The organism is Bacillus sp. MHSD_36, assembly GCF_030757775.1.
Taxonomy (GTDB): Bacteria; Bacillota; Bacilli; order Bacillales; family Bacillaceae_G; genus Bacillus_A.
The window spans coordinates 240,061-265,637 of the sequence record NZ_JAVBIS010000003.1 but is presented as its reverse complement, the minus strand read 5'-3'; the positions used below and the strand labels follow the sequence as shown (position 1 = coordinate 265,637).

Annotated in this window: 31 protein-coding genes and 1 other annotated feature; of the genes, 10 read left to right on the top strand and 21 right to left on the bottom strand. The window is 36.2% G+C overall.

The genetic code is table 11. The features are described 5' to 3' along the window. Positions 1 to 4: 4 nt before the first annotated feature. The 10 genes from hisG to ilvE all read right to left on the bottom strand — a co-directional run bounded on the left by hisG (position 5) and on the right by ilvE (position 11,262). Positions 5 to 640: an ATP phosphoribosyltransferase gene (gene hisG, locus Q9B79_RS14490; RefSeq protein WP_001244478.1), complete on the bottom strand. Its 636-nt coding sequence runs from the start codon at positions 638 to 640 to the stop codon at positions 5 to 7. Continuing rightward, positions 616 to 1,878 carry an ATP phosphoribosyltransferase regulatory subunit gene (hisZ, locus tag Q9B79_RS14485; RefSeq protein WP_306185295.1) on the bottom strand — a complete coding sequence of 421 codons (1,263 nt, stop codon included), beginning with the start codon at positions 1,876 to 1,878 and terminating at the stop codon, positions 616 to 618. The genes hisG and hisZ overlap by 25 nt, the downstream gene beginning before the upstream one ends. Positions 1,879 to 2,188: 310 nt before the next feature. Then, positions 2,189 to 2,770: a 3-isopropylmalate dehydratase small subunit gene (leuD, locus tag Q9B79_RS14480; protein ID WP_306185292.1), complete on the bottom strand. Its 582-nt coding sequence runs from the start codon at positions 2,768 to 2,770 to the stop codon at positions 2,189 to 2,191. Continuing rightward, positions 2,748 to 4,142 carry a 3-isopropylmalate dehydratase large subunit gene (leuC, locus tag Q9B79_RS14475; protein WP_306185290.1) on the bottom strand — a complete coding sequence of 465 codons (1,395 nt, stop codon included), beginning with the start codon at positions 4,140 to 4,142 and terminating at the stop codon, positions 2,748 to 2,750. The genes leuD and leuC overlap by 23 nt, the downstream gene beginning before the upstream one ends. Then, on the bottom strand, positions 4,142 to 5,206 hold the full coding sequence (gene leuB / locus Q9B79_RS14470; RefSeq protein WP_306185288.1) for a 3-isopropylmalate dehydrogenase: 1,065 nt from the start codon (positions 5,204 to 5,206) through the stop codon (positions 4,142 to 4,144). Before leuB ends, leuC begins: the two co-directional genes overlap by 1 nt. A gap of 77 nt (positions 5,207 to 5,283) precedes the next feature. Next, positions 5,284 to 6,804, bottom strand: coding sequence for a 2-isopropylmalate synthase (leuA, locus tag Q9B79_RS14465; RefSeq protein ID WP_070805577.1), 1,521 nt, complete (start codon positions 6,802 to 6,804; stop codon positions 5,284 to 5,286). 1 nt (position 6,805) lies between these two features. After that, a complete protein-coding gene (ilvC, locus tag Q9B79_RS14460) occupies positions 6,806 to 7,816 on the bottom strand; it encodes a ketol-acid reductoisomerase (RefSeq protein WP_306185283.1) in 1,011 nt (336 codons plus the stop codon). Positions 7,817 to 7,842: 26 nt separating this feature from the next. Further along, positions 7,843 to 8,352 carry an acetolactate synthase small subunit gene (gene ilvN / locus Q9B79_RS14455; protein ID WP_000822948.1) on the bottom strand — a complete coding sequence of 170 codons (510 nt, stop codon included), beginning with the start codon at positions 8,350 to 8,352 and terminating at the stop codon, positions 7,843 to 7,845. Further along, complete coding sequence (gene ilvB / locus Q9B79_RS14450) at positions 8,349 to 10,049, bottom strand: acetolactate synthase large subunit (protein WP_306185281.1); 1,701 nt, start codon at positions 10,047 to 10,049, stop codon at positions 8,349 to 8,351. The genes ilvN and ilvB overlap by 4 nt, the downstream gene beginning before the upstream one ends. Positions 10,050 to 10,121: 72 nt before the next feature. Beyond that, positions 10,122 to 10,349 (bottom strand) — a binding site (T-box leader). Between the two features lie 16 nt (positions 10,350 to 10,365). Then, positions 10,366 to 11,262 (bottom strand): branched-chain-amino-acid transaminase, encoded by an 897-nt coding sequence (ilvE, locus tag Q9B79_RS14445; RefSeq protein WP_306185279.1) that lies wholly within the window; start codon positions 11,260 to 11,262, stop codon positions 10,366 to 10,368. 415 nt (positions 11,263 to 11,677) lie between these two features. Here ilvE and Q9B79_RS14440 point away from each other — a divergent pair, with 415 nt between their 5' ends. After that, positions 11,678 to 11,917 carry a DUF3911 family protein gene (locus tag Q9B79_RS14440; protein WP_306185277.1) on the top strand — a complete coding sequence of 80 codons (240 nt, stop codon included), beginning with the start codon at positions 11,678 to 11,680 and terminating at the stop codon, positions 11,915 to 11,917. Between the two features lie 183 nt (positions 11,918 to 12,100). Next, positions 12,101 to 12,340 carry a YkuS family protein gene (locus tag Q9B79_RS14435; RefSeq protein ID WP_120449730.1) on the top strand — a complete coding sequence of 80 codons (240 nt, stop codon included), beginning with the start codon at positions 12,101 to 12,103 and terminating at the stop codon, positions 12,338 to 12,340. Between the two features lie 363 nt (positions 12,341 to 12,703). On the opposite strand, the gene Q9B79_RS14430 is transcribed toward Q9B79_RS14435, so the two are convergent. Together Q9B79_RS14430 and ytfJ are read right to left on the bottom strand one after the other, a co-directional pair. Continuing rightward, entirely contained in the window at positions 12,704 to 12,793 is a 90-nt protein-coding gene (locus Q9B79_RS14430) for a hypothetical protein (RefSeq protein WP_000608225.1), read from the bottom strand. 108 nt (positions 12,794 to 12,901) lie between these two features. Beyond that, positions 12,902 to 13,369, bottom strand: a complete 468-nt coding sequence (gene ytfJ / locus Q9B79_RS14425) for a GerW family sporulation protein (RefSeq protein WP_002071000.1) — start codon at positions 13,367 to 13,369, stop codon at positions 12,902 to 12,904. A gap of 112 nt (positions 13,370 to 13,481) precedes the next feature. Between ytfJ and Q9B79_RS14420 the strand changes: the two genes are divergently transcribed. Further along, on the top strand, positions 13,482 to 13,874 hold the full coding sequence (locus Q9B79_RS14420; RefSeq protein WP_002020776.1) for an imidazole glycerol phosphate synthase: 393 nt from the start codon (positions 13,482 to 13,484) through the stop codon (positions 13,872 to 13,874). A 36-nt stretch (positions 13,875 to 13,910) separates the two neighbouring features. On the opposite strand, the gene Q9B79_RS14415 is transcribed toward Q9B79_RS14420, so the two are convergent. Continuing rightward, positions 13,911 to 15,254, bottom strand: a complete 1,344-nt coding sequence (locus tag Q9B79_RS14415) for a TrkH family potassium uptake protein (protein WP_306185273.1) — start codon at positions 15,252 to 15,254, stop codon at positions 13,911 to 13,913. A 969-nt stretch (positions 15,255 to 16,223) separates the two neighbouring features. Between Q9B79_RS14415 and Q9B79_RS14410 the strand changes: the two genes are divergently transcribed. Beyond that, positions 16,224 to 17,459, top strand: a complete 1,236-nt coding sequence (locus Q9B79_RS14410; protein ID WP_000814800.1) for a dicarboxylate/amino acid:cation symporter — start codon at positions 16,224 to 16,226, stop codon at positions 17,457 to 17,459. Between the two features lie 22 nt (positions 17,460 to 17,481). On the opposite strand, the gene Q9B79_RS14405 is transcribed toward Q9B79_RS14410, so the two are convergent. Together Q9B79_RS14405 and Q9B79_RS14400 are read right to left on the bottom strand one after the other, a co-directional pair. After that, positions 17,482 to 17,637, bottom strand: coding sequence for a hypothetical protein (locus Q9B79_RS14405; RefSeq protein WP_000184934.1), 156 nt, complete (start codon positions 17,635 to 17,637; stop codon positions 17,482 to 17,484). A 137-nt stretch (positions 17,638 to 17,774) separates the two neighbouring features. Next, positions 17,775 to 18,194: a MarR family winged helix-turn-helix transcriptional regulator gene (locus tag Q9B79_RS14400; RefSeq protein ID WP_306185271.1), complete on the bottom strand. Its 420-nt coding sequence runs from the start codon at positions 18,192 to 18,194 to the stop codon at positions 17,775 to 17,777. A gap of 162 nt (positions 18,195 to 18,356) precedes the next feature. On the opposite strand from Q9B79_RS14400, the gene Q9B79_RS14395 reads away from it, so the two are divergent. Both Q9B79_RS14395 and Q9B79_RS14390 read left to right on the top strand, forming a co-directional pair. Next, entirely contained in the window at positions 18,357 to 18,788 is a 432-nt protein-coding gene (locus tag Q9B79_RS14395) for a YrvL family regulatory protein (protein ID WP_306185269.1), read from the top strand. Between the two features lie 33 nt (positions 18,789 to 18,821). After that, positions 18,822 to 19,409 (top strand): thioredoxin family protein, encoded by a 588-nt coding sequence (locus Q9B79_RS14390; RefSeq protein WP_306185267.1) that lies wholly within the window; start codon positions 18,822 to 18,824, stop codon positions 19,407 to 19,409. A gap of 29 nt (positions 19,410 to 19,438) precedes the next feature. Here the strand turns inward: Q9B79_RS14390 and uppP are convergent, their stop codons facing one another. Then, positions 19,439 to 20,230 carry a bacitracin resistance undecaprenyl-diphosphatase gene (uppP, locus tag Q9B79_RS14385; RefSeq protein WP_000796243.1) on the bottom strand — a complete coding sequence of 264 codons (792 nt, stop codon included), beginning with the start codon at positions 20,228 to 20,230 and terminating at the stop codon, positions 19,439 to 19,441. Positions 20,231 to 20,410: 180 nt separating this feature from the next. Between uppP and Q9B79_RS14380 the strand changes: the two genes are divergently transcribed. The 3 genes from Q9B79_RS14380 to Q9B79_RS14370 all read left to right on the top strand — a co-directional run bounded on the left by Q9B79_RS14380 (position 20,411) and on the right by Q9B79_RS14370 (position 22,186). Then, a complete protein-coding gene (locus Q9B79_RS14380) occupies positions 20,411 to 21,775 on the top strand; it encodes an MATE family efflux transporter (RefSeq protein WP_306185264.1) in 1,365 nt (454 codons plus the stop codon). A gap of 69 nt (positions 21,776 to 21,844) precedes the next feature. Beyond that, the gene (locus Q9B79_RS14375; RefSeq protein ID WP_000343560.1) at positions 21,845 to 22,018 is read left to right on the top strand and encodes a hypothetical protein; all 174 of its coding nucleotides are present in this window, start codon (positions 21,845 to 21,847) and stop codon (positions 22,016 to 22,018) included. An 18-nt stretch (positions 22,019 to 22,036) separates the two neighbouring features. After that, positions 22,037 to 22,186: a hypothetical protein gene (locus Q9B79_RS14370; RefSeq protein ID WP_000743738.1), complete on the top strand. Its 150-nt coding sequence runs from the start codon at positions 22,037 to 22,039 to the stop codon at positions 22,184 to 22,186. 64 nt (positions 22,187 to 22,250) lie between these two features. Here the strand turns inward: Q9B79_RS14370 and Q9B79_RS14365 are convergent, their stop codons facing one another. Further along, a complete protein-coding gene (locus tag Q9B79_RS14365; protein WP_306186171.1) occupies positions 22,251 to 22,769 on the bottom strand; it encodes a biotin transporter BioY in 519 nt (172 codons plus the stop codon). A gap of 83 nt (positions 22,770 to 22,852) precedes the next feature. Between Q9B79_RS14365 and Q9B79_RS14360 the strand changes: the two genes are divergently transcribed. Continuing rightward, complete coding sequence (locus Q9B79_RS14360; RefSeq protein WP_306185261.1) at positions 22,853 to 23,755, top strand: aminoglycoside phosphotransferase family protein; 903 nt, start codon at positions 22,853 to 22,855, stop codon at positions 23,753 to 23,755. Positions 23,756 to 23,757: 2 nt separating this feature from the next. Here Q9B79_RS14360 and Q9B79_RS14355 read toward each other — a convergent pair whose 3' ends face one another. The 4 genes from Q9B79_RS14355 to Q9B79_RS14340 form a co-directional block, all read right to left on the bottom strand. Further along, on the bottom strand, positions 23,758 to 23,919 hold the full coding sequence (locus Q9B79_RS14355) for a hypothetical protein (RefSeq protein ID WP_098669911.1): 162 nt from the start codon (positions 23,917 to 23,919) through the stop codon (positions 23,758 to 23,760). A gap of 98 nt (positions 23,920 to 24,017) precedes the next feature. Further along, positions 24,018 to 24,791: a hypothetical protein gene (locus tag Q9B79_RS14350; RefSeq protein ID WP_306185258.1), complete on the bottom strand. Its 774-nt coding sequence runs from the start codon at positions 24,789 to 24,791 to the stop codon at positions 24,018 to 24,020. Between the two features lie 24 nt (positions 24,792 to 24,815). Beyond that, positions 24,816 to 25,262: a flavodoxin gene (locus Q9B79_RS14345; RefSeq protein ID WP_306185256.1), complete on the bottom strand. Its 447-nt coding sequence runs from the start codon at positions 25,260 to 25,262 to the stop codon at positions 24,816 to 24,818. Continuing rightward, positions 25,255 to 25,431: a hypothetical protein gene (locus tag Q9B79_RS14340; RefSeq protein ID WP_000929012.1), complete on the bottom strand. Its 177-nt coding sequence runs from the start codon at positions 25,429 to 25,431 to the stop codon at positions 25,255 to 25,257. The genes Q9B79_RS14345 and Q9B79_RS14340 overlap by 8 nt, the downstream gene beginning before the upstream one ends. Positions 25,432 to 25,577 lie beyond the last annotated feature (146 nt).

Sequence of the window (25,577 nt, the reverse complement as noted above, 5' to 3'; positions counted from 1 at the left end):
CCCCCTATTTTCCTGACAAAATTTCTTGCTCCATCATATTTATAATACTGAATATTTCGTCTTTTTTAGTTTTTAATGCAGCCTTATTCACAATCATTCGAGCAGATATAGAATACATTTCCTCAAATACAATGAGTCCATTTTCTTGTAATGTTTTTCCTGTTTCAACAATATCAACAATCGCATCTACCAATCCAAGAATAGGAGCGATTTCTACAGACCCTTCTATTTTTATGATTTCTACATCCTCTCCTTTATCATGAAAATAGTTAGAAGTAATATGTGGATATTTCGTCGCAATACGTTTCTTCCGGTAGCTCTTCGGATTATAAGTAGGAATAGAAGCAACACAAAACTTACACACACCTACTCCTAAATCCAACATTTCATAAATATCTTTTTCGTTTTCCATTAAAATGTCTTTTCCAACGACCCCGATATCCGCTACTCCATGTTCTACATAAGTAGCAACATCTACTGCTTTCACCAAAATAAATGAGATATCTGTATTTTTACTTTGAAAGACAAGCTTTCGTCCTTTATTTTTAAGCTCTGAACAATCGATTCCAATCTGCTCAAAGAGTGGAATCACATGTTTTTCTAACCTTCCTTTCGTTAACGCAATTTGAATGTTACGCATGAAGTTTCTCCTTCTTTCTGGACTATCCATTTCTCGTTCCATACATATTCCACTAACGATTCGTTCTTTGCCTCAACGACCGTTACTATTTGATTTTTTCTTGCAAATTGAAAGGTGTCATTTAAATTAGAACATAAAGATATCTCTACTTTTTTCCCGTCCTTTTGAAGTAAATTTCGTAACCGTTCCGCTTCTGCTAATCTATTTAACTCATAATGAATCATAATATCTATTCTCTTTCGTTCATACGGTTCTTGCTGCTCCTGCAGCGCCTTCACAATTTGATTAACTTGCACCGCGAGTCCAACAGCCGGCAACATTTCTCCAAAATTTCCAATTAACTCATCATATCTTCCACCACTAACAATTTCTTCTCCAATTTCATATATATACCCTTTGAAAATAACACCTGTATAATAATCCAAATGTTGAATCATACCTAAATCAATTGATATGTACGATCCATAGCCTAGCTTGTCAATTGCTTCATATATTTCTTTCACTCTTGCGATGGCCATTTTCATTTCATTACTTGATGCGAGTTTTTCTGCTTCCTCAATCACTTCTAAATTCCCAAATAACCTTGGTAATTTCTCCAGTAACCTTACTGTTTCATCACATCGCTCTAATTTCTTTTCTCTAATAAAATTTGATAGAGCGGCATAATTTTTACTTTCAATATATGTTCTAAGAACTTTCTCTTCTTCCTCATGAATGGAGAGCTTTTTGACAATACATTTATATAACTGTACTTGCCCAATCTCTATTGTAAAAGATTGCACCTTCAACTTTTGAAGTGATTGAATGACGCTTATAACACATTCAATTTCAGCTCTTACATTATCAATACCGATAACTTCAATACCACTTTGTACAATCTCATTATATTTTCCAGTAAGAGACTCATTCGCTCGAAATACATTTCCGCTATACGTCACTTTAAGTGGCGTATCACACCTCTGCGTTCCCACCACTCTCGCTAAAGGAATTGTCATATCTGGACGCAATACGATAATCCGCCCCTTTTCATCAAAAAATTTATACATCTTTTCTTCATCTATCGGTCTATTTTGAAAGGCGAACACATCATAAAATTCAATTGTTGGTGTCCTTATTTCTTCATAACCTCTCTCTAAAAAAGTACGCCTTAATTTTTGCTCCACTTCTTCAATTAACGTACATTCTTCGAATAAATAATCTCTCGTTCCATTTGGGTTTGCCCGTTTCCATTTTGTCATCTAAATTCTCACACCTTTCCCTTTCTAATGTATGCTTATTTCATGCACCTAAACCGAAAATAAAAAGAGCCTTGTAGATAAAATATACCTACAAGGCTCTTTAATAGCGTGTAGGTACAACGGGAATAACCCTTGCACCTACACGTTTTCACGTTAGGTTCAAGGGCTTTACGTATGATGATGTAGTTGTGTAAGCATTTTAATAGATTGCATTGTTTTCATTATACTTACTCCCTTTCTCCTCTAATTTTTACATAGTATATAACACATAATTCTGAATGTAAATACATTTTAAATATTCCGTTATCTCTTAATATACAGCTGCCCTTCTTTCATACTCTTTTATTTCTTGTTCATACTGCATTGTAATACTAATTTCATCTAAACCATTTAGTAATTTCTCTTTCCACATTTTTTCGATTGTAAAATGAAACCTGTGTGTACTTGTTGTAATGACTTCATTCTCTAAATCTACTTCTATTTGCTCTCTCGCATCCGTTTGGGAAAGTTGTTCACGCATTTCTTTATCCATTACAATTGGTAACATACCATTTTTCATACAATTCATATAAAAAATATCTGCAAACCCTCCAGCGATAATAGCACGGAAACCATAATCAGCAAGTGCCCAAGGTGCATGTTCTCTTGAAGAACCGCAACCAAAATTATCTCCTGTAATTAATATACTTGCCCCTTTTCTATCTTGTGCATTAAGCGAAAAATTAGGATTTTCATGACGGTTATTATCATAACGCCACTCATCAAATAAATATTTTCCAAATCCCGTCCTTTCAATTCTCTTTAAATATTGCTTCGGAATAATTTGATCTGTATCAATGTTATCATTCATCAGTACTGCCACGGTACCTTTATGAATACGAAACGGCTCCATCATAACTCTCCTTTCTAGTATCAACAAAATGACCATATAACGCAGCTGCTGCCGCCATTGCTGGGCTAACTAAATGTGTTCGTGCTCCTTTTCCTTGTCTTCCTTCAAAATTACGATTTGAAGTTGAAGCACAATGTTCTCCTTCAGGTACTTGATCTGGATTCATTCCAAGACACATGGAACATCCAGGTTCTCTCCATTCAAACCCAGCTTCTTCAAATATGTGATGTAGTCCTTTTTTCATTGCAGCTTCTCTTACTCTTTTTGATCCAGGCACAACGAGCGCTCGCACACCTTCTTTTACCTTTCTCCCTTTCACAACAGATGCAGCAATTTCTAAGTCAGAAAGTCTAGAATTCGTACATGATCCAATGAAAACATGCTGAACTGGAATGTCATACATACTTTGCCCAGGGCTTAATCCCATATAAGAAAATGCTCTTTCGTCATTTGCATCATGCTTTTCCGGTAACTTTTCATCAATACGAACACCCATACTCGGATTGGTTCCCCACGTAACGTACGGTGCTAAATCCGTAACATCAATTGAAATATGTAAGTCATACATTGCATCTGCATCTGTATAAAGTTCAGACCATTTCTCCTCGAAAGTTTCATAGTCTTTCGGTGCATATTTACGCCCTTTTACGTAAGCAAAGGTTTTTTCATCTGGCGCGATAATACCCGCTTTTGCGCCTCCTTCAATTGCCATATTACAAAGCGTCATTCTCTCTTCCATCTCCATAGCCCCAATGGTCTCTCCGTAAAATTCCATTACGTATCCAGTTCCAACTGCTACTCCGTACTTTGAAAGGAGATGCAAAATAATATCTTTTGCGTAAACACCTTTCTGTAATTTTCCTTTTAATTCAATGCCCATCGCTTTCGGTTTTCTTTGCCACAACGTTTGCGTTGCCAATACATGTTCCACTTCACTCGTACCAATGCCAAATGCTAGCGCGCCAAACGCACCATGCGTTGCTGTATGACTATCACCACAAACAATTGTTTTCCCTGGCTGCGTGAGCCCTAGCTCTGGTCCGATAACATGAACAATCCCTTGCTCTTCATCTCCAATATCCGCTAATGGCACCTGAAATTGTTTACAATTTTCCCGAAGCGTGTCTAGTTGCTGCTTCGCAATGCGATCGGTAATATTCCAAACATCTTTCGTTGGGATATTATGATCCATCGTTGCGAATGTTAAATCTGGTCTGCGAACCGTTCGATTTGTAAGCCGCAAGCCTTCAAAGGCTTGCGGTGACGTTACTTCGTGAACAAGATGCAGATCGATATATAATAAATCCAATCCATTTTCGTTTGTCGTAACTACGTGTCTTTCCCAAAGTTTATCTAGCAACCTTTTCCCCATTATCTTCCTCTCCCTACCAATGCTTGTTCTTCCATTTCTTGCATAACTGCCTTCGTAAATGAAGTTGTCGTTTCAGTCCCCCCGATATCTGCTGTACATTTCCCTAATGTAAGGACTGCAGAAATTGCTTCTTCAATTGCACACCCTTCTCTCGTCAATCCGAACGATTGCCCAAGCATCATGGCAACAGAGCGCATCATGGCAATTGGATTCGCCTTATTTTTCCCGGCAATATCCGGCGCTGATCCGTGAATAGGCTCGTATAATGAAGGTCCCTTTTCCGCATGACTTGCTGACGGAAGCATTCCTAATGATCCAGCTAATACGGAAGCCTCGTCACTTAAAATATCTCCAAATAAATTTTCCGTTACAATTACATCAAATCGTCCTGGATTTCGAATTAACTCCATAGCAGCGGCATCTACTAAAATATGTTCTAGTTCAACGTCTGGATAACGAAGTGCTACTTCTTCTGTCACAGTTCTCCATAGTTTACTAGATTCTAAAACATTCGCCTTATCAATAGATGTTACTTTCTTCTTCCGCTTACTCGCTAATTGAAAAGCATAAGAAACGATACGTTCAATTTCATGGCGATGATACGTAAGGGTATCTGTTGCTACTTCGTCCGTTCGTTCTTTCGGATAAGAAAAATAAATTCCCCCTGTTAATTCACGAACGACAACGAAATCAATTTCGTCAGCCTTTTTTAATGGCGATAAATGTGCCGTTGCACTTTCTACCGTTACAGGACGAACGTTCGCAAATACACCAAGTCCTTTTCTTAGAGCTAATAATCCTTTCTCTGGCCTTTCTTTCGCACTATCCCACCTTGGTCCACCAACTGCTCCTAGTAAAACCGCATCACTTGCTAAACAGGCGGCAAGCGTTCGTTGTGGTAATGGTTGCCCATTTAAATCAATAGCACTCCCGCCGAAGTACTCATCTTGTAAATGAAAATGATGCCCATATAACCTCTCTACCATATGCAATACTTCCTTCGCACTTTCCATAACTTCCGGGCCAACACCGTCACCAGCTAAACAAACAATACGTTTTTCCAATTTCAACACTCCTTTTAATTGAATTTTCAGAACTTTGATTTGATAGGCGAGAATAACTCCTCTCACCTATCAAACACTTATTTCACAAGCTGGATAAAAGATTTCAATTTCCCCGCTGCGTGGACATATGCTCTTGCCGACGCTTCCAATACGTCTTGCGCAACACCAAAACCTGATACTTGATGTGTTCCTTCTTTTAATTCAACATGAACATGAGCCAGTGCATCTTGACCTTGTGTAATAGATTGTATGCGATAATCTGCCAATTCACATTCTAATCCTAAAATTCTTTGAATTGCATTATAAATCGCTTCAATACTACCAGAGCCAGTAGCTGCATCTTCGAATACATTTCCTTCCTCATCTTTTAGTACAACTGTCGCGCATTGTGTACTATTTGATACGAAATGTACTTGCAATTGCGTAATGTTATATTGCTGAGCCGCAAATGCCGCTTCACCAAGCATAAGTGCTCGTAAATCTTCCTCAGTAATTTCCTTCTTACGATCAGCTAATTTTTTAAACGCTTCAAACACCGCATCTCGTTCTTCCGTTGTAAATTCATAACCAAGCTCTTTCATTTTTTCTGTAAACGCATGACGTCCAGAATGTTTCCCAAGTACAAATAGGTTTTGAGATTCACCTACTAGCGCTGGTTCAATAATTTCATATGTTGTCACTTCTTTTAATACACCATCTTGATGAATTCCTGATTCATGAGCAAATGCATTCGCTCCAACGATCGCTTTATTTTTCGGTACAACCATACCTGTTAATCTGCTTACTAATGTACTTGTCGCTTTAATTTCTTTTAGCGTCATAGAAGGCTCTGCTTGATAGAAATCTTTTCTAATATGAAGAGCAACTGCGACTTCTTCTAATGCCGCATTCCCTGCTCTTTCACCAATTCCATTAATTGTTCCCTCTACTTGCAATGCTCCCCCTTCAACTGCAGCTAGCGAATTTGCTACAGCCATCCCAAGATCATCGTGACAATGACAAGAGAAAATTGCTTTTTCATATGAAGGAACGGATTCTTGTAAGTACTTAAAAAGAGAATAATATTCTTCTGGATTCGTATATCCAACTGTATCTGGAATATTAATTACATTCGCTCCTGCACGAATCGCAACTTCTACTGCCTCAGCTAAAAAATCTCTTGCTGTTCTTGTCGCATCTTCTGCTGAAAATTGTACTGTTGGAAATAATGATTTTCCAAGTGTAACAGAACGATGAATACTATCTAACACATCCTCTTTTGACATACAAAGTTTATATTTCATATGAATATCACTCGTAGCTAAAAATACGTGTAAACGAGGAGATACCGCACCTTTCACAGCTTCATATGCTCGTCGAATGTCGCTTTCTTTTGCTCTAGCTAAACTCATAACTGTAGCATTTTGAATTGTATTCGCGATACGTTTTACCGATTGAAAATCCCCTTCGGAAGCTGCTGCAAAGCCAGCTTCCATAACATGAATCCCTAGTCTCTCTAATTGCCTTGCAATTTGCAATTTCTCTTGTTCATTTAAATTCACTCCTGGTGATTGTTCGCCATCACGTAGCGTCGTATCCATGAACAAAATCTGCTTCATATTATTTCATCCCTACCTTTACTCGCGGCTGTACGAAAGGCATCATTTCACGTAATTTACGTCCAACTACTTCGATTTCGTGTTCATTCTCTTTCTCATTTGTCGCATGGAAATTCGGTCTTCCTGCTTTATGCTCTGCAATCCAACCTCTTGCAAATGTACCATCTTGAATTTCTGCTAGCACTGCTCCCATCGCCTTCTTCGTATCTTCCGTTACAACGCGTGGTCCTGATACGAAGTCGCCCCACTGCGCTGTATCTGAAACTGAATATCTCATATTTTCAAGTCCACCTTCATACATAAGGTCAACAATAAGTTTCAGTTCATGTAAACATTCAAAATATGCAAGTTCCGGCTGATATCCGGCATCAACTAACGTTTCAAATCCAGCTTTCACCAGCGCAGTTACTCCGCCGCAAAGTACAGCTTGCTCTCCAAATAAATCTGTTTCCGTTTCTTCTTTAAATGTCGTTTCTAATACACCAGCTCTCGTCGCTCCAATTCCATCAGCATAAGAAAGTGCCTTTTCAGTCGCAACTCCTGTTGCATCTTGGTATACTGCAAATAATGCAGGAACAGCTCCGCCTTCAACAAATGTACGGCGTACAAGATGTCCTGGACCTTTTGGCGCTACTAGAAATACATCTACATTCGCTGGTGGTTTCACTTGATCAAAGTGAACATTAAATCCGTGTGCAAAAACGAGAGAATTTCCTGCCTGTAAATTTGGCGCAATTTCCGCTTCATATACTTCTGGTTGCAGTTCATCCGGTAGCAAAATCATTACTACATCAGCCTGCTTTGCTGCTTCTGCTACTGTATATACAGAAAATCCATCTTCTTTCGCTTTATCCCAAGACTTCCCTTTTCTCAGCCCTACTACTACATCAAATCCGTTATCACGTAAATTTTGCGCATGTGCATGACCTTGCGAGCCATATCCAATGATTGCTACTTTCTTTTCCTTTAATACATTTACCGTTACATCTTTCTCATAATAAACTTTAGCCATTTTCATTTCCCCCTATATTTAAATGATTATTGAATTAACATAACTTGCTTATCTTGTTTTTTCATACTACGCGTAAAGGCTGTTACCCCTGTTCTTGCAATTTCTTTCAAACCGTATGGACGAAGCAATTCAATTAACGCTTCTACTTTCTCCTGCGTACCTGTTACCTGTACCACTATGGAATCCTTCCCAACATCTATTACAGCGGCTCGAAACGGTTCAATTAAACTATATAATTCCGCCCTCGCTACTGAAGTTGCTACTTTAATAAGTGCAAGTTCTCTTGCGATCATCGCTTCTTCTGTAATATCTGATACTTTCAAAACATCAATTTGCTTATGGAGTTGTTTAATTAACTGCTCAACTTGCTGTTCATTTTCAACGTGTACAACAATCGTCATACGCGATATGTCCGACGATTCCGTATGACCTACTGAAATACTTTCAATATTAAAATGTCTTCGTGTCATAACACCTGTAATTCGGTTTAACACACCACTTTGATTTCGAACTGTTGCTGTAACAATTCTCTTCACCTTTTTTCCACTCCCTCCATTTGGTGAACACCTTTCCCTGGCGCAACCATCGGCATTACCTTTTCTGATTGAAGTACACGGCAATCAATTACGACCGGTTCTTGTAATTCAATCGCCTGCTGTAATTGTTTCTTTGCAAGAAATGGATCATCTATGCGAACTCCTTTTATGCCATACGCATTCGCAAGAGCGACGAAATCTGGTTGACACGATAGTAAAGAGTGCGAATATCTTTTGTTATAAAATTCATCTTGCCATTGTCTTACCATTCCTAAAGCTTCATTATTTAAAATAAATACTTTAACAGGTAAAGAGTGTTCTTTTAACACACTTAATTCTTGCAGAGTCATTTGAAATCCAGCGTCACCGACAATTGCAATAACTAGTTCTTCAGGCTTTGCAATTTGCGCACCAATTGCTGCTGGAAATCCGAACCCCATCGTCCCTAATCCTCCTGAAGTTACCCATTTATCTGGATTTTTCAGCGGATAATATTGGGCTGCCCACATTTGATGTTGCCCAACATCTGTTGTTACAATCGCTTCTCCCTTCGTAATTTCATATAACATATCAATTGCGTATTGAGGCTTAATACGTTCAGAGTTTCGTTTATAAGAGAATGGATATTCTTCTTTTCTACTCTTTAATAAGGAGATCCATTCATGATGATTTTCTTTCCTTCCTTCTGGTTGAAGTAATACTTGGAGCGCTTGCTTAGCACTTGCAACAATAGGAATTTCAGTCGGCACATTTTTTCCGATTTCTGCTGGATCAATATCAATATGCGCGACAGTCGCCCCTTGCGCAAAATAAGCTAAATTTCCAGTAAGACGATCATCGAATCTCGCACCTATATTAATGAGTAAGTCGCATTCATATAACGCCATATTAGCTGTGTAAGAACCATGCATCCCTCCCATGCCTAGAAAAAGTTCATCATCTGGCGGAAAGCCACCAAGACCAAGTAATGTATGCACAACAGGAATTTCATATTTACGAGCAAAACTTGTTAATTCTTTCGAAGCTTTCGCATGCAATACACCTGCTCCAGCTAAAATTAATGGCTTGCTTGCAAAACTAATTGCTTGTAATAATTTGTTTATTTGAAGTAGATTCGGTTCATAATTAGGGTTGTATCCTGGTAAATCCATTTGCACATCACTACATCGTTCGCCTTGCTCTACCACCATATCTTTCGGAAGGTCAATAACGACTGGGCCTGGTCTTCCTGTTCTCGCAATATGAAATGCTTCTTTAATAATTCGAGGTAAATCTGAAGCCTTTCGCACTTGATAATTATGTTTTGTCACAGGCATCGTAAGCCCCATAATATCCGCTTCTTGAAAAGCATCACTTCCAATTAACGTTGTTGCTACTTGCCCTGTAAATACTACAAGTGGTAATGAATCAATCATCGCATCTGCTAGACCCGTAATCACATTTGTAGCACCTGGTCCACTCGTTGCAATGACAACCCCTGGATTGCCAGTAATTCTGGCATACCCTTCAGCAGCGTGAATAGCACCTTGTTCATGCCTTGTTAAAATATGTGGAATTTCACAGTCATAGAGTGCATCATAAAGAGGTAAAACAGCACCACCAGGATAACCGAAAATCACTTCTACTCCTTCCTTTTCTAGCGCTTCTAACAATAGCTGTGCACCAGTTGCCAGTTTCTCTTCCGTTTTTGAAGACATTGTTCTTATAAGCCCCCTTTTAAAAACTTTTATCAATAAAAAAAATCCTACGTCCACACTCCAGCTATGTGCTGAAGGGACGAAAGATTTCGCGGTACCACCCTTCTTTGCAAGAATACTCTTGCCTCAGTGACCCATAAATGAGTCTAGCTAATAACGGAGCTACCGTCTAAGCCTAGACAAATGCTTCAGCTTAGCACTCAAGGGCGATGTTCGTCGACGTGAACCATCGGTTTCCAGCAACCACCGACTCTCTGTGAGGCTTCACAATCAACTACTCCTCCCTATCAACGCTTTCTTATGTTATAAAGAGTTGTTATCCAACTTTATTTTCTTCGTAAATTTTCTCTCCATCTTCTATAACTAACTTTCGGAATTCCTCTAATAAACGATTCGTATGTGGACCCGTTTGCCCTAAACCAATCGTTCTACCATCTACTGTCGTAACAGCAATTACTTCAGCTGCTGTTCCTGTTAAAAATACTTCATCAGCTACATATACGTCATGTCTTGTAAATAACTCTTCTCTAACGTCATATCCAAGTTTTTCACCAATTTCTAAAATAGCGTTTCGTGTAATACCTTCTAACGCTCCAGCAGAACTTGGTGGTGTAATTAATTTATTTCCTTTTACAATAAATACATTATCTCCTGAGCCTTCAGCTACGTATCCTTGATCATTTAACATAAGCGCTTCTTGTACTCCAGCCAATTTCGCTTCGATGCGAACTAAAATATTGTTTAAGTAATTTAAAGATTTTACTTGAGGCGACAATACATCTGGACGGTTTCGACGCGTTGCAACTGTTACAACTGGAATCCCTTTTTCATAATATTCTTGCGGGAATAAAGATAGTTGCTCTGCAATTACTACTACATTCGGTTTGTTACAAGAATCAGGATCTAATCCAAGGTTTCCTGCTCCTCTCGATACAACTAGGCGAATGTATCCATTAGATAATTTATTTTGTCGAATCGTCTCAACAACAATATTCGTTACTTCATCTAAAGAATATGGAATTTCTAACATGATGGATTTTGCTGATTCATATAACCGGACAAGATGCTCTCTCAAACGGAAAACATTACCGCTATAGACTCTAATTCCTTCAAATACTCCATCTCCATATAAATAACCATGATCATATACTGATACTTTTGCCTCGTCTTTTGGAACAAATTCTCCATTTAAGAAAATCCATTGCTCGTTCACTGGAAAGCGCCTCCTATGTTCTATGAATTTTTTATTGTTTCCTAGTTTACTCTCCTTTCTAAATAAATCAAGTGAATTTTTAGAAAATTTATAATTTTTATTCGTACGTACATCTTTAATTATATTGATTTAACAACATTGTTAACGTTTACAAAAAAGTCAAAAATTTTTTTCGCCAATTTCCACTAAAAAAATATTTGTTTAAAAGAAGGATTTTCATCAATTGATACGAATCTATTGTATTCAATAAACGGACGTCCGTTTTTATAAATTCGGGAATATATAACGACTTTTGCTGAAAAAGGAGGAAAATAATAAAAATAACGCTGTCTAAAATTAACATTCATATTTTTCATTTCGGAATCATAATCCTATTTTTAAAAAACAATTTGTCAAAATGAAGGAGGAAAACAATATGGCGTGTGTACAAATTAAAGGAACGAGACAAGAGGTAGTAGAAATGCTTCAACTATTTGATCTAATGAATACGAAAGGTTTTTGTAAATTCGATAATTATGTAGAGGTAGAACCAAATCATAAAGAACATAATAATTTTATTGCTTCAATCGACATCCATTCAAATACTTCTTCCGCACAAGATACTTTAAACGATCAATTCGTAAGCCAAATGCTTACTGGTGTATATAACGACTGAATAAAGTGAAACTTTAATCAGTCGGGGTTTTCTTCATCCTCCACTGATTATTAGCCTTCACCAATCGGACTTTAATCAAACTACCGGTAAATAGCAGATAAATATATGTTTCCTACCATCTTTGCATAAATATATGCGATGTACTTGAGCATACTAGTAACTAGATGGTAGGAGGTGAGAATTATGGCTAGAATCGGTGTTGAAAACTCATTAACAGATGTTCAGCAAGCTCTTCAGCAACAAGGATATGAAGTTGTTACCCTTAACTCTGAACAGGATGCACAAGGCTGCGATTGTTGTGTGGTAACTGGGCAAGATTCCAATATGATGGGGATTGCAGATACATCAATTAAAGGATCGGTAATTACAGCTCATGGTTTAACAACGGATGAAATTTGTCAGCAAGTTGAGAGCCGTATTTAAATTTATTTTACAAAAAGAAAGAGGACTCCTTTTGAAAAGGAGTCCTCTTTTTTATATTCACCTAACGGGAAAGTAACATATACTGGATGAAAGCCCTACCTCTCTCTCATCATTACGGTTCCACTGACCGCTCCTTGATTCACTAGTATACCTATAAAGCCTATAATTATAATTTATAGGGTTTGTTCACAAAAGTTGTTGGTAAGATTACCCGATCTTTCGCAAACTTTTCGTATTATATTTATAAGATTTATTTACTTTACACTAGCTGTAACCGAGACACGAATTGAAATTTTAACATCAATACAATAACTTGTCAACATTTTTTACAAATTAAAAACAGACAGTAGCGGTTTGTCTGTTTTAGAATGGAGCTTTTTCTTTTATTACATATACAACAAAGCCGCTTACTAACATACATAAGCCAACTACTAAGTTTTTGATATTAATCATAAATTCCTCTCCCTTATTCCACACATCATATATATTTACAGTTCATTTATACCGATCATCCTAAAGCACACTTGTTCTAATATATCATAATTCCTAAAAAATGCAAGTTCACTTTTGACGGTTATTTACAAATTTATCTACAGTGCTTGGTACAGTATTTAAAGCCTTCTCAATTAAATGTGTACTACTATTGAGGTGCAATACTTGCACACCGTTAGAACCAACTACTAAAAAAGCAACTGGGCTAATAGAAACCCCAGCCCCGCTCCCGCCTCCAAATGGATGACTTTGTTTGTGCTCTTTATGTTGCCCTTGCCCGTTCTTATGTTTTTCGGAAATAAAATCACCTTTAAAATCACTTCCGCCAGCTCCAAAACCGAAAGCTACTTGAGATACTGTTAATACTACATTTCCGTCAGCTGTTGAAACCGGGCTGCCAACAATTGTATTTACATCTACCATCTCTTTTAAATTTGTCATTGCTGTTTTCATTAAATTTTCAATTGGATGTTCCATTATGTATTGCACCCTTTCCTCATTATTCTTTTTTATACTTTCCAAAATAGAGGAAGTCATACTAACTTTTACTATTTCAAAAAAACAATCTCCACTTTTTAAATGGATATGACTCCCTGTACATACTCGGATAAAAAGGAAAAAGAGATACATACTACTATTGAACCTTGTTATGAAAGGAGTCATGACTTTGACTGAGAAATTTGATGAGTACAAAAAAAGAGATAGAATAGATAGTGATTATAGTGACTATAAAGAAGAATATGCAGCTGAGGTTGCACCACAGCGCATTGATTATGATTACGACGAGAAGGATCATAAAGATGATGTGAGATCGTCGGCCGCTGGATCAACTGCTGGCTTTATCGCTCTTGCCTTATCTATCTTATCACTCTTTACCTTCCCAACATTATTTGGTCTTGTTTCTGTATTACTAGGTATTTACGCTTATAATCGCGGAGCTACTGTAACTGGTGGTATCGCTGCGATAGTCGGCGGAATTGCAGCACTCATTGCAATTTTATTCCGAGTAGCACTTATCGGATTATTGTTCTCCCTTTTTTAAAAAGAAAAAAAAGGTATCTCGCTTACGCGGGATACCTTATCCTGTAAATACATCTTCCGATGGATACTTAATTTTTTGTTTTGCTGGTCGCGCTAAAGAAAAGACAAGTGTTAACGGTCCAATTAATCCGCAAAACATAACAAACATAATAATACATTTTCCAAACGCTGATAACTTTGCAGTAATCCCCATTGTTAATCCTACCGTTCCAAACGCTGAAATTGTTTCAAATAGTAACTGAATAAAACTAAAGTTTTCTGTAAGCATTAACACAAATACTGCTGCAAAAATGAGGATTTGACTGGCAACGGCAATGGCTAACGCTCTCGTTACTGTCGACATTTTTATTGTGCGCTGAAATAATACAATTTCCTCTTTCTTTCTAAAGAAAGAAAGGACAGATGTAACTAAAATAACAAACGTTGTTAATTTAATCCCTCCACCTGTTGATACACTTCCTGCACCAATAAACATTAAAGCCATCGTAAATAATATAGATGATTCTTCCATCCCCCCGTAGTCAACTGTATTAAATCCAGCAGTACGAGGAGTAATACCTTGGAAGAAAGAAGCCCATAACTTTTCATTTAAAGGTAAATTCCCTAACGTCTTCACATTATTATATTCCAATACAAAAATCACGATCATCGCTATCACATTTAGCGCTACCGTTCCAACAATCATTATTTTGGAATGAAGCGATAGTTTTCGAAAACTCCGGCTATACCATATATCAATTAATACGGTAAATCCGAGACCACCTATTACGATTAAAGAGCAGATCCCAATATTAATAATAGGATCGCCTACATACCTCGTTAAATTATCTGGCCATAGTGCAAATCCGGCATTATTATAAGATGCGATTACGTGAAAAATACTATAGTATACACCTTTTCCAAAGCCAAACTCTGGAATAAAGCGAAATGATAAAAAGATAATTCCAATCAACTCAATACAAATTGAAAATATAAAGACACGTTTTACTAATTTTACGAGACCACCTATATTCGTCTGATTAAATGCCTCCCCAATTAATAAGCGATGGCGTAATCCGATTTTTTTACCTAATACCCAAACAATTAAAATGGCTATCGTCATAAGACCTAGACCACCTGTTTGAATTAAAAACATAATTACAATTTCGCCAAACATCGTAAATGTACTTGCGGTATCTACTACTCCTAATCCTGTTACAGTTGCTGCTGACGTTGCCGTAAAGAAAGCATCTACCCAACTAATATGTACTTTCGTTGCGAATGGTAACTTTAATAACAAACCGCCAACCACAATTAAGCAGAAAAAACCTAATGCTAATATTTGTGGTGGATTTAATCGTATAAAACGATTATACAGCCTTTGTCTTTTTGTTACTTCCATATTCACTAACTCCCTTTTTCCCTCATAACTAAAGGCTTATAAAAAACCTTAAATAGCGGGATAAACCTTATATTCTTATAATATAGTTGAGCATAATCCTTTTTTTCATAGTTTTCAACTTTTATTTATACACGAACTTCACTTCATTTTATGACAAGACTCTTTCTATTATATTTATCCTTACTCTACAACTCTCGCAACAATCATTTTATATGTATCATTTCTTAAATCCTCATACCTTTCACTCTATGTTCACATAGGGGTCACATCTATCTTTTATAGTATATGTATCGGAGCTGTTCCTCCCTAATTTATAAGACATTCCCCAGTGTCTTTGAACAGCTTTCCATCCCTAATTAAATTGACATAAATTGTCCCCTTCCTTAGGCCATCATATGTGATGGTCTTATTTTTTGTCTCTCTATCTTCTATTTAAAACTCCCTCTCTCTTTCACTCTATGTTCACATCAAGGTCACACTCACCTTTTATAGTATATGTATCGAAGTTGTTCCTCCCTAATTTATAAGACATTCCCCAGTGTCTTGAACAACTTCCATCCCTAATTAAATTGACATAAATTGTCCCCTTCCTTAGGCCATCATATGTGATGGTCTTATTTTTTGTCTCTCTATCTTCTATTTAAAACTCCCTCTCTCTTTCACTCTATGTTCACATCAAGGTCACACTCACCTTTTATAGTATATGTATCGAAGTTGTTCCTCCCTAATTTATAAGACATTCCCCAGTGTCTTGAACAACTTCCATCCCTAATTAAATTGACATAAATTGTCCCCTTCCCTAGGTCATCCAATGTGATGACCTATTTTGTTTTTTTTATACAAAATGTAATCCTCTCTACATTAAAATAATTTTTTATACAAAATATTCAGAAAATATTGTCAAAATAGGTATTTTTTCGGTACAATTAATGCAGAAAGCTATTTTACAAAAAATAAGGGGGGATTTTATTGAAACAAACAAAAGCAATCTTAATTGCATTATTTCTCGGTTTAGTTGTCGGACTTACTTTAAATTTAGCTGCTCCATCCATTTTTGATCCATTAAATCAATATGTATTCAATCCACTTGGTCAATTGTTTATTCGACTCATTAAAATGCTAGTTGTTCCTGTCGTATTTATTTCTATCGTGCTTGGAGCTGCTGGTCTTGGAGATCCGAAGCAACTTGGAAGAATTGGTTTAAAATCAATTTCATTCTTCCTCGTAACAACAGCTGTTGCCATCTCTATCGCTGTTACATTTGCACTTATTATAAAACCAGGATCTGGCGGTAACTTTAAAACCGAAGGGCTTAAATATGAGGGGGCAAAAACCGAAACATCTTTCGTTGATACATTGCTAAATATCGTACCAGATAATCCAGCAAAAGCGATGGCTGACGGAAACATGTTACAAATTATTGCCTTCGCCGTATTGATCGGACTCGGTATAGCTATTTTAGGAAAACGAGTTCAAGGTATCCATTCATTACTTGAACAAGGCAACGAATTAATGATGTATCTCGTTAATCTCGTTATGAAATTGGCTCCAATCGGAACATTTGGCTTGCTCGCTTCATCCGTTGGTAAAATGGGTCTTGCAGGCGTCGCTGCGATGTTCAAGTATATGATTGTCGTTATGCTAGTACTTATTATTCACGGTGTCTTCGTATATGGCGGCTTATTAAAGGTATTAGCAAAAGAAAGTATTGTCCGTTTCTTTAAACATTTCGGACCTGTAATGGCGATTGGATTTAGTACATCTAGCTCTAATGCATCTCTTCCATTTGCAATGAAAACCGCACAAGAGAAGCTTGGAGTTCCAAAAGCAATCAGCTCTTTTGTACAACCACTAGGTGCAACGATTAATATGGACGGTACTGCCATTATGCAAGGTGTAGCAACTGTATTTATCGCTCAAGTATACGGCGTTGAACTTACTATCTCCCAGTTAGCTGTAGTCGTATTAACTGCTGTACTAGCAAGTATCGGTACTGCTGGTGTACCAGGTGTTGGGCTTGTAATGCTGACGATGGTTTTAAATCAAGTAAATCTACCAGTAGAAGGTATTGCCTTAATTATCGGTATTGACCGCATTCTAGATATGTCAAGAACAGCTGTAAATATTTCTGGTGATGCAATTTGCGCAATGATTGTCGCAAAATCAGAAGAAAAATATAATACGGATCAATCTGCCGCATCTTAAATCAAAAAAGGAGTGAAATGATTCACTCCTTTTTTGATTTACTTCCTTTTTTCGAACGATATTCTTTTCCTTTGTTATCATTACCAGTCTCAAATTCAGCACTAAACTCTTGCTGAAATTGCCCTGATCTCGGTGAGCCTTGATTTCCGCTCCCTTTACTACCATTTCGATTTGTCATATTTTTGCCCCCTTTCCTTTACTAGTAGTATGTTACATATTTTCTTTTTTATAATCTTTTACATACGAAAGAAGCCCTTCCTCATATAAGGAAGGGCTTCTCCTTTACTGCGTAAGCGTTTTCTTACTTATAATGAATTAAATAAGTTTTTTAGAAATAGCTATCATTATATTCATTTCTTCTTCTGAAAGCATAGAGAATCTTTCTTGTAAATATTGTTTTTTCGCGCCTTCCATTTTCGCAACTAAATCTTTGCCTTGTTCTGTGATTTCTAAATATACAACTCGGCGATCTGACGTAGAACGTGAACGAGTTACAAAACCTTTATTAATTAATTTTTCTGTAACAGCTGTAATATGACTATTCGACACATTTAACTCATTCGCTACACGTGATACCATTTCTTTATTCGTGCGATTCAATATTCTAAGGACGATGAACTCATTCCACGGTATGTAACCACCAAATATTTTTCCAATATCATTACGCAACGTGCGGAACATAGCAAAAACATTTGTCGATAGTTCTTCCATTAATTGCTCTCGATTTTGAGACAACTTTGACAGCTCCTTTTATTTCATTTAGTTAAATAAAAACCTTATTAATAATCTTACATGAAATCTTACTTTTTGTCATCTTATTTTCCCATAATTCGTAGTTTTTTAATAGACATTTCATGATAAAATGAAGTTGATTTTCCAAAAAAAGGAGTTAGAATAGTGGGCGAAGAAGACAAATTTTCTAATTTTAATCTAAAAGATAAAATTTTGATTATTGGTTTTATTATTCTGTTCCTCATTATAATTTTTGCATTTATATTTTTTGTATATGTAGGAATCTTTCATATTACTGGTGTAGAGTATAGGTCGCGCACTGCCTTACTTCTATTTTTTTTATTAATTACTTTCTTAGACGATATTATATTTTTCATCTTCAGTTTCTTCAAGGCACTGCTATATCCAATGACACAAAACATGCCAAATTGGCTTTCTATTACCCTTTTCGCAATCATTGAAATTACGCTAGATTGGTTCGTCATTCATACCGCTGACGATTGGATAGAGAGCGTACAACTGTCCAACATAGCTGAATTATGTGTCGTACTATTCCTTTTCCTATTAAATAAATTATTAAGTGACAAGAAAGAGTAAGAATACAAGCTTTTCTATATAAAAATTGGTACAATGAAAGCAAATCATACTAAAGAGGTGTTACTTATGAACTTACAACAATGGGCTGATAAAGGTATGTCCTTTGATACATATGTAAATGAAATGAAAGTAAATCAATACGAGTTACTTCACATTTACAATAATTTTTTAATTCCAAATGAATTACTTCCTGTATTAGAAGAACGTCAAAATGACGGCTGGCGTGTTATCGTATTAACAGCTGATTGGTGTGGTGATGCTCTTTTATGCGTACCTGTTATGAAACGAATTTCTGAAGTTGCAAATATTGATATGTCATTATTAATTCGCGATGAAAACTTAGAATTAATGGATCAATATTTAACAAATGGAACAGCACGTGCGATTCCAATCTTTATTTTCATTGATAAAGATGGAAACGAACAAGCCGTTTGGGGACCACGTGCTCCAAAAGTACAAGAGTTAGTAACTTCGATGCGCGCTACATTACCTGAAAAAGAAGATCCAACATTCGAAGAGAAACAAAAAGAAATGTACGCTAATTTCCGTGCTACATTAGCGGATGATACTTCTCTTTGGGAACATGTAATGAAAAGTATGATGGAAAAAGTAGTAAAATAAAAAAACTGCCGAACTCGGCAGTTTTTTTATTACATAATGAAGAAATAGAATACCGCAGCTAAAATGAAACGGTAGTAAGCAAACGGTGTTAGTTTTACGCGAGATAATAATTTTAAGAATGAAACAATTGCAAGCATTGCAACAACGAACGCTGTAATAAATCCTGTTGCAAATAACGGTATATCAGCCGCACTTAATATATCCCAGCTTTTAATTAAATCTAAGCCACTTGCTGCTACCATCATTGGTACTGCTAAGATGAATGTATATTCAGCTGCCGCTGTATGTGACACGCGAGCTAATAAACCACCACTTATTGTAGAACCAGAACGAGAAAATCCTGGCCAAAGCGCTAAACATTGGAACATTCCGATTGTAAATGCTTGCTTATATGTGATTTCATCTAATGTTCTTGCTGTACTTGGTTTCGAAAACTTCTCAGCAACAATCATTAAAATACCACCGGCTACTAAACTAATGACAACTGGTCCTGGACCAAATAAAACCTTTTTAATTGCACTATGGAATAATACACCTAATATGCCGGCAGGAATCATTCCGATAATAATATGTAATAAATTCAACGATGGTCCATCTGTTACTTTTCCTATACCTACTAAAGACCATAGACGCTTCCAAAATATAACTACAACTGCTAAAATCGATCCCAATTGGATAACAACTTCGAAAACTTTCGCTCTCTCGTCGTCGAATCCAAGTAAATGACCTGTTAAAATCATATGTCCTGTTGATGAAACTGGTAAAAACTCTGTTAAACCTTCAACAGCACCCATGATTATTCCAATTAACCAATCAGCCACGAGTAGTGCCTCCTTAATAACAAATATGTAATTTTTCACACCTTATCATAATACCTTATCCCCTTTTAAAGTGCATCCTTTTTTTATTGATTGTGCATATTGTATACGCGTATTTCTTTTCTATTTTTTGATTAAATTGTATGATAGTTAGAGTTTGTTTTTTAGCGGAAAGGGGATTTTATGAAAGAAACTAATTCATTATCACAAAAATTAAAACAATTTGTATTACTATTTTTCCCGATTTTCGTTACGCAAATGTCATTATTTGCAATGAGTTTTTTCGATACGACAATGTCAGGACATGCAAGCCCTATTGATTTAGCAGGTGTTGCTATCGGAACAAGTATATGGATTCCAGTTAGTACGGGATTAACAGGAATTTTGATGGCTACGACTCCAATTGTTGCACAACTCGTTGGATCTAAGAAAAAAGAGGATGTCCCCCAAGTCGTCATACAAGCAGTCTATTTAGCAATTTGCGCTAGCTTCGTCGTTATCCTTATTGGATTCTTCGCTGTTACACCCATTTTAAATGGCATGCGATTAGAAGAACCGGTGGAACGTATTGCAGCACAATTTTTAAGTATTATCGCAATTGGAATTATTCCTTTATTTACTTACACTGTTTTACGTGGATTTATTGATGCATTAGGAAAAACTCGCACAACGATGATTATTACGTTACTATCATTACCTATTAACATAGTATTAAATTATGTATTAATTTTCGGTCATTTCGGTTTTCCAAAACTCGGTGGTGTCGGAGCAGCAATTGCTTCTGCAGCAACCTATTGGTGCATTTTAATTATTACCGTTATGATTATTCGTACGAAAGAGCCTTTTGCATCTTTCCATATCTTTAAACAATTATATCGCCCTTCTCTTTCGAGTTGGAAAGAATTCTTAAAACTTGGCGTCCCTATCGGATTTGCTATCTTTTTTGAAACGAGTATTTTCGCTGCGGTAACACTTATGATGAGTAATTTTAGTACGACAACAATCGCAGCTCATCAAGCGGCTATGAACTTCGCTTCCTTGCTATATATGACTCCTTTAAGTTTAGCAATGGCCATGACCATCTCTGTTGGATTTGAAGTTGGAGCGAAACGATATAATAACGCAAAACAATATGGATTTATCGGGATTGGCTTAGCACTTGCATTCGCCCTATTATATTCCATTCTTCTTTACTTCTTTGATGATGAAATTGCTTCGATTTATACGACAGATATACAAGTTCATCATTTAGCAAAAGAATTCCTTATATTTGCGATTTTATTTCAAATTTCAGATGCAATTGCAACTCCTGTACAAGGGGCACTACGTGGTTATAAAGATGTAAATGTCGCCTTAATTATGACATTGATCGCCTATTGGGTAATTGGTCTCCCTCTCGGTTACATATTAGCAACCTATACTGATTGGGCAGCAAAAGGATATTGGATTGGCCTTATTATCGGTCTAGCATTTGGAGCAACCTTCCTGCTTGTCCGTCTCTTTCAAGTTCAAAAAAAATACACAACAGAAGACCGCCGCTCACGATAGAGGGCGGTTTTCTTTATGCATATTTTTTCTTTAAACGTATAACATAATGAAAAAGAAAGGTGGATACATATGGACGAAAAAGAAAAAAAGCAATCATTCGACGAAGAATTCGCCCCTGAAATTTCACCTGGATATCGGCAAGATGTACATAAACAACCTAAATATAAAAACACTTCGTTTTTAATGGGTATTACCATTTTTGCTGCTGTATTGCTTGTGCTTATCATTTTCGTTTATTTTTGATGGAAGGTGATTTATTATATGAAGAAACAAGATTCCAATCGTTCAAAACGAACTGTAAAAACAGAAAAAGGGTATGCAGGTGATTCTGTTCTTACTCAGAAACAAGTCGAGCAAGGCAATTTATATATTGCTCAAAAAGAAATTGGTCAACAAAATGAAAACCTTTAGAATCCCTCAAAGAACTGGGGGATTTTTTTATACCGCTATTTATAGTACTGGTTCATGTTTCCCTTTATTGTACGTACTGTTTTTGTTCTAACACTTTAAATATATTATTAACCTTTACGATGTTCATTTCATAATTCAATTTCATTTCGCTTCTCTTACCATTTTCAGTACCCGCAACGTATGCTACAGTTTTATAGAGAAAACCTTCATTCATCACTTCACGTATCTCCTCGTTTATAAATTTATACTCTAAATCCTGAAAACGATTTGGATAATAATTTTTCATTAATTGCTCATACCCTCTATTTACAAATATTTCTTCACCTTTTCGTTTCACATCTTCTTTATTATGAAACTCAAACACTGATAGTTGCTCTGTCACAAAATGTTCTCCTACCTTTTTCATTTCATTATGAGTTAAAGTTTCTATACTTTTATTCTTCAGTTCCTCATTTAATCCATATTGATCAATCGGTTTAAAGGCTGCAAAAACCTGCTGTTTATATGACCAAAACAATCCAAAAGCAATACATAGAGAAGCGATTAATAGTCTTTTCTTCGTAATACTCCCACCCTTATTTATAATGATAGTTATATTTTAACATATAGAAAGAAAATTCTGATATCATAAAGTGGAATAACTTAACCTAGAAACGAGGAACATTTATGGACTCTTACAAACAATATATAAAAGAAGCTTTGCCTAATCTTTCTATACATTCCTATCAACAAAATGAAGAAGGATGGGATAACGTAGCGATTATAGTAAATGATGAACTACTGTTTCGTTTCCCGCGAAAACAGGAATATGCAATGCGCATTCCGGTAGAAAAAGAACTATGTAGACTTCTCTCTTATTCACTACATGAAATTAAGGTTCCACACTATCACCTATTATATAGAAATGATGCTGATGCGGTTCCACTTTGTAGTTACTACACGCTCATTCATGGTGAACCATTAAAAACAGACACAGTTACCAAGCTTGAGGATAAAGAACTGAAAACTATTATTACACAATTAGCTACCTTCCTTGCAACTCTACATAGTATTCCTGTAAAACAAGGCACAACGTTAGGGTTCCCTGTTGAAAAAACACTTACCTACTGGAAAGAGCTACAAACTAAGTTAAATCAGTATGTTACTAACCGTCTTACTTCGTTACAGCATTCATCTTTAAATCGGTTATTTGAAAATTTCTTTACATGTATCGATACATCCACTTTTCAAAATACCATTATTCATGCTGACTTTACACATCATCACATTTTATTTGATAAACAAAATAAAACCATTTCAGGGATTATCGATTTTGGTGATGCTCAAATGGGAGATCCCGCCTTTGACTTTGCTGGGCTATATTATGATTTTGGACATGAATTTACTACATCAGTATATGAACAATATAGCATGCTTATTTCACACCATGATCCATTACTCATTCACCGCATCACTACCTTTTATCAATACAGCCCTTTACTACATAATATAATTTATAACTTTGAAAATAAGAATGAACTTGCATTCATATCGGGTATAGAACAACTGAAAATAATACTGCAGGGATGAGATTACATTCTCTCCCTCTGCTCTCTCTCCTCATACAACATTAACCTTTTATCCATTTCAACAATGACTTTATACAGTTGAAATGCCTGTAAAATTTGCAGTTGAATTCCAAAAGGGGCATTCTGTTCTTTTAACCATTGAAATACTTGCGTTTCATCTTTCATTAATTATTCCTCCCTTTATTAAAATCTGCTACAAATATACGGTAAATGATGAAAAGCTTTTCATGTCAATACAAAAAAAGGATGCAACATTGCATCCTTTAATGTACGATATTTTTCTTCTGCTCCGCTTCTTTCTTTACTTCTTCCCCTTGGCATTCGCTACGAAATGCACAACTTATACACTCAGAACGAAACTGACGCTCTATATAATGCTCCGGTTGCTGCAACATTTCTTTCATTCTAGATAAATCAGCCATTCCAGTTATAATATCTTCCTGTTTCGGAATGTACTCATACTTGGTTCCTTCTATTAAATTAATTACTTCAATTTTTCCTGGAAGAATGCCGAAAGCTTTACAACTAAATACTGTCATTAACTTTTGACAAAGAGCAAGCATTTCCTCATCTGCATCGACAACATACTTTTTAATTACAAACGACTTAGTACTCCACTCACCAACTTCTAATGTCAATGACATGTGGACACCTAACTCTTCCATATATGTTTGAAATTTTTCATACAAAAATAACGGCGGTGTCTGACTATCCTCTCTTTCAACAAACTGTAATAAGTGATCTGTTAGCTTCGCTAACACAATATAATACTCCGCCTTCGAAGCAAACATATTAACCCTTACTTTTTTCCAATACTTTTCTATTAATATTAAAAGTACAATTTTCGTTTGTTGGCCCGCAGGTAGTGTGTAATATTCGTTAATAATTCGATTCACAATCATTTGTGCGATTTGTTGCCATTCAAACGAAGAAGGTTCTCTTCTTTTTATATGACGAAAATAAAATTTATGCGGACAACGCATAAAATCATACAAATGATAATCTGTCATCGTTTTGATTGCGATTTTCTCGTGCACTTGCTCTTCATCTCCCTTCTGCCATTAAGAAAGGTGTTTTACAAATTCAGCTCCAAACTGTAAACATTTTTCTACATCTTCATCTTCTGGCGTTAATTCTACTTTTAGTCCTTCTATCACAACTGTAGCTCCGCGTTCTTGTAGCTTTTCTATTAAAATGTCAACCGCTACGCCGTACTTCGGATAAGCAGAATCACATGATCCGAAGACTGCCGCTTTTTTCCCAGTTAAATCAATAGAATCCATTGCGTCATAAAAATCTAAGAAATCATCAGGAAGGTCACCATCTCCCCAAGTGTATGCACCTAAAATAATTCCATCATACTGTTCTAGTATAGAAGCTTCTGGTGAATCCATAATATCAATCACTTCAATTTCATTTTCTGTTTCACGAATCACGCCGGCAATATGATCAGCCATTTCCTCTGTATTTCCACTCATACTTGCAAAAATCATTACTAACTTACTCAACTGAACCTCTCCCTTTACTTTGTATCTCTTTTTCTGTCTGAATGCTCTTCTTCTCATCTACATATTCGGAACGAATTACATTTCGTTGCCATTCCATATGCTGATCAACTTCTTTATTTTTATCTTTTAATCCCCTCCGCAGAAGGTGAAATTTTTTTCTCATTAACATGTCGCATCCACCCTATTGATAATAATTATCAATTTCAACTACTTTTAGATTAATTGACATTGATTATCACTGTCAACAACTATTTTTAAAAAAATGATTAAAATGTACAAGCTTGTCCGTTAGCTATTCATATACTATAAATGAGC

Coding starts and splice junctions, on each gene's coding strand:
- hisG (WP_001244478.1), bottom strand. CDS start 640: ATGCGTAACATTCAAATTGCGTTAACGAAAGGAAGGTTAGAAAAACAT.
- hisZ (WP_306185295.1), bottom strand. CDS start 1,878: ATGACAAAATGGAAACGGGCAAACCCAAATGGAACGAGAGATTATTTA.
- leuD (WP_306185292.1), bottom strand. CDS start 2,770: ATGGAGCCGTTTCGTATTCATAAAGGTACCGTGGCAGTACTGATGAAT.
- leuC (WP_306185290.1), bottom strand. CDS start 4,142: ATGGGGAAAAGGTTGCTAGATAAACTTTGGGAAAGACACGTAGTTACG.
- leuA (WP_070805577.1), bottom strand. CDS start 6,804: ATGAAGCAGATTTTGTTCATGGATACGACGCTACGTGATGGCGAACAA.
- ilvC (WP_306185283.1), bottom strand. CDS start 7,816: ATGGCTAAAGTTTATTATGAGAAAGATGTAACGGTAAATGTATTAAAG.
- ilvB (WP_306185281.1), bottom strand. CDS start 10,049: ATGTCTTCAAAAACGGAAGAGAAACTGGCAACTGGTGCACAGCTATTG.
- Q9B79_RS14440 (WP_306185277.1), top strand. CDS start 11,678: ATGGCGTGTGTACAAATTAAAGGAACGAGACAAGAGGTAGTAGAAATG.
- Q9B79_RS14435 (WP_120449730.1), top strand. CDS start 12,101: ATGGCTAGAATCGGTGTTGAAAACTCATTAACAGATGTTCAGCAAGCT.
- Q9B79_RS14430 (WP_000608225.1), bottom strand. CDS start 12,793: ATGATTAATATCAAAAACTTAGTAGTTGGCTTATGTATGTTAGTAAGC.
- ytfJ (WP_002071000.1), bottom strand. CDS start 13,369: ATGACTTCCTCTATTTTGGAAAGTATAAAAAAGAATAATGAGGAAAGG.
- Q9B79_RS14420 (WP_002020776.1), top strand. CDS start 13,482: ATGAAAGGAGTCATGACTTTGACTGAGAAATTTGATGAGTACAAAAAA.
- Q9B79_RS14415 (WP_306185273.1), bottom strand. CDS start 15,254: ATGGAAGTAACAAAAAGACAAAGGCTGTATAATCGTTTTATACGATTA.
- Q9B79_RS14405 (WP_000184934.1), bottom strand. CDS start 17,637: ATGACAAATCGAAATGGTAGTAAAGGGAGCGGAAATCAAGGCTCACCG.
- Q9B79_RS14390 (WP_306185267.1), top strand. CDS start 18,822: ATGAAAGCAAATCATACTAAAGAGGTGTTACTTATGAACTTACAACAA.
- Q9B79_RS14380 (WP_306185264.1), top strand. CDS start 20,411: ATGAAAGAAACTAATTCATTATCACAAAAATTAAAACAATTTGTATTA.
- Q9B79_RS14375 (WP_000343560.1), top strand. CDS start 21,845: ATGGACGAAAAAGAAAAAAAGCAATCATTCGACGAAGAATTCGCCCCT.
- Q9B79_RS14370 (WP_000743738.1), top strand. CDS start 22,037: ATGAAGAAACAAGATTCCAATCGTTCAAAACGAACTGTAAAAACAGAA.
- Q9B79_RS14360 (WP_306185261.1), top strand. CDS start 22,853: ATGGACTCTTACAAACAATATATAAAAGAAGCTTTGCCTAATCTTTCT.
- Q9B79_RS14355 (WP_098669911.1), bottom strand. CDS start 23,919: ATGAAAGATGAAACGCAAGTATTTCAATGGTTAAAAGAACAGAATGCC.
- Q9B79_RS14340 (WP_000929012.1), bottom strand. CDS start 25,431: ATGTTAATGAGAAAAAAATTTCACCTTCTGCGGAGGGGATTAAAAGAT.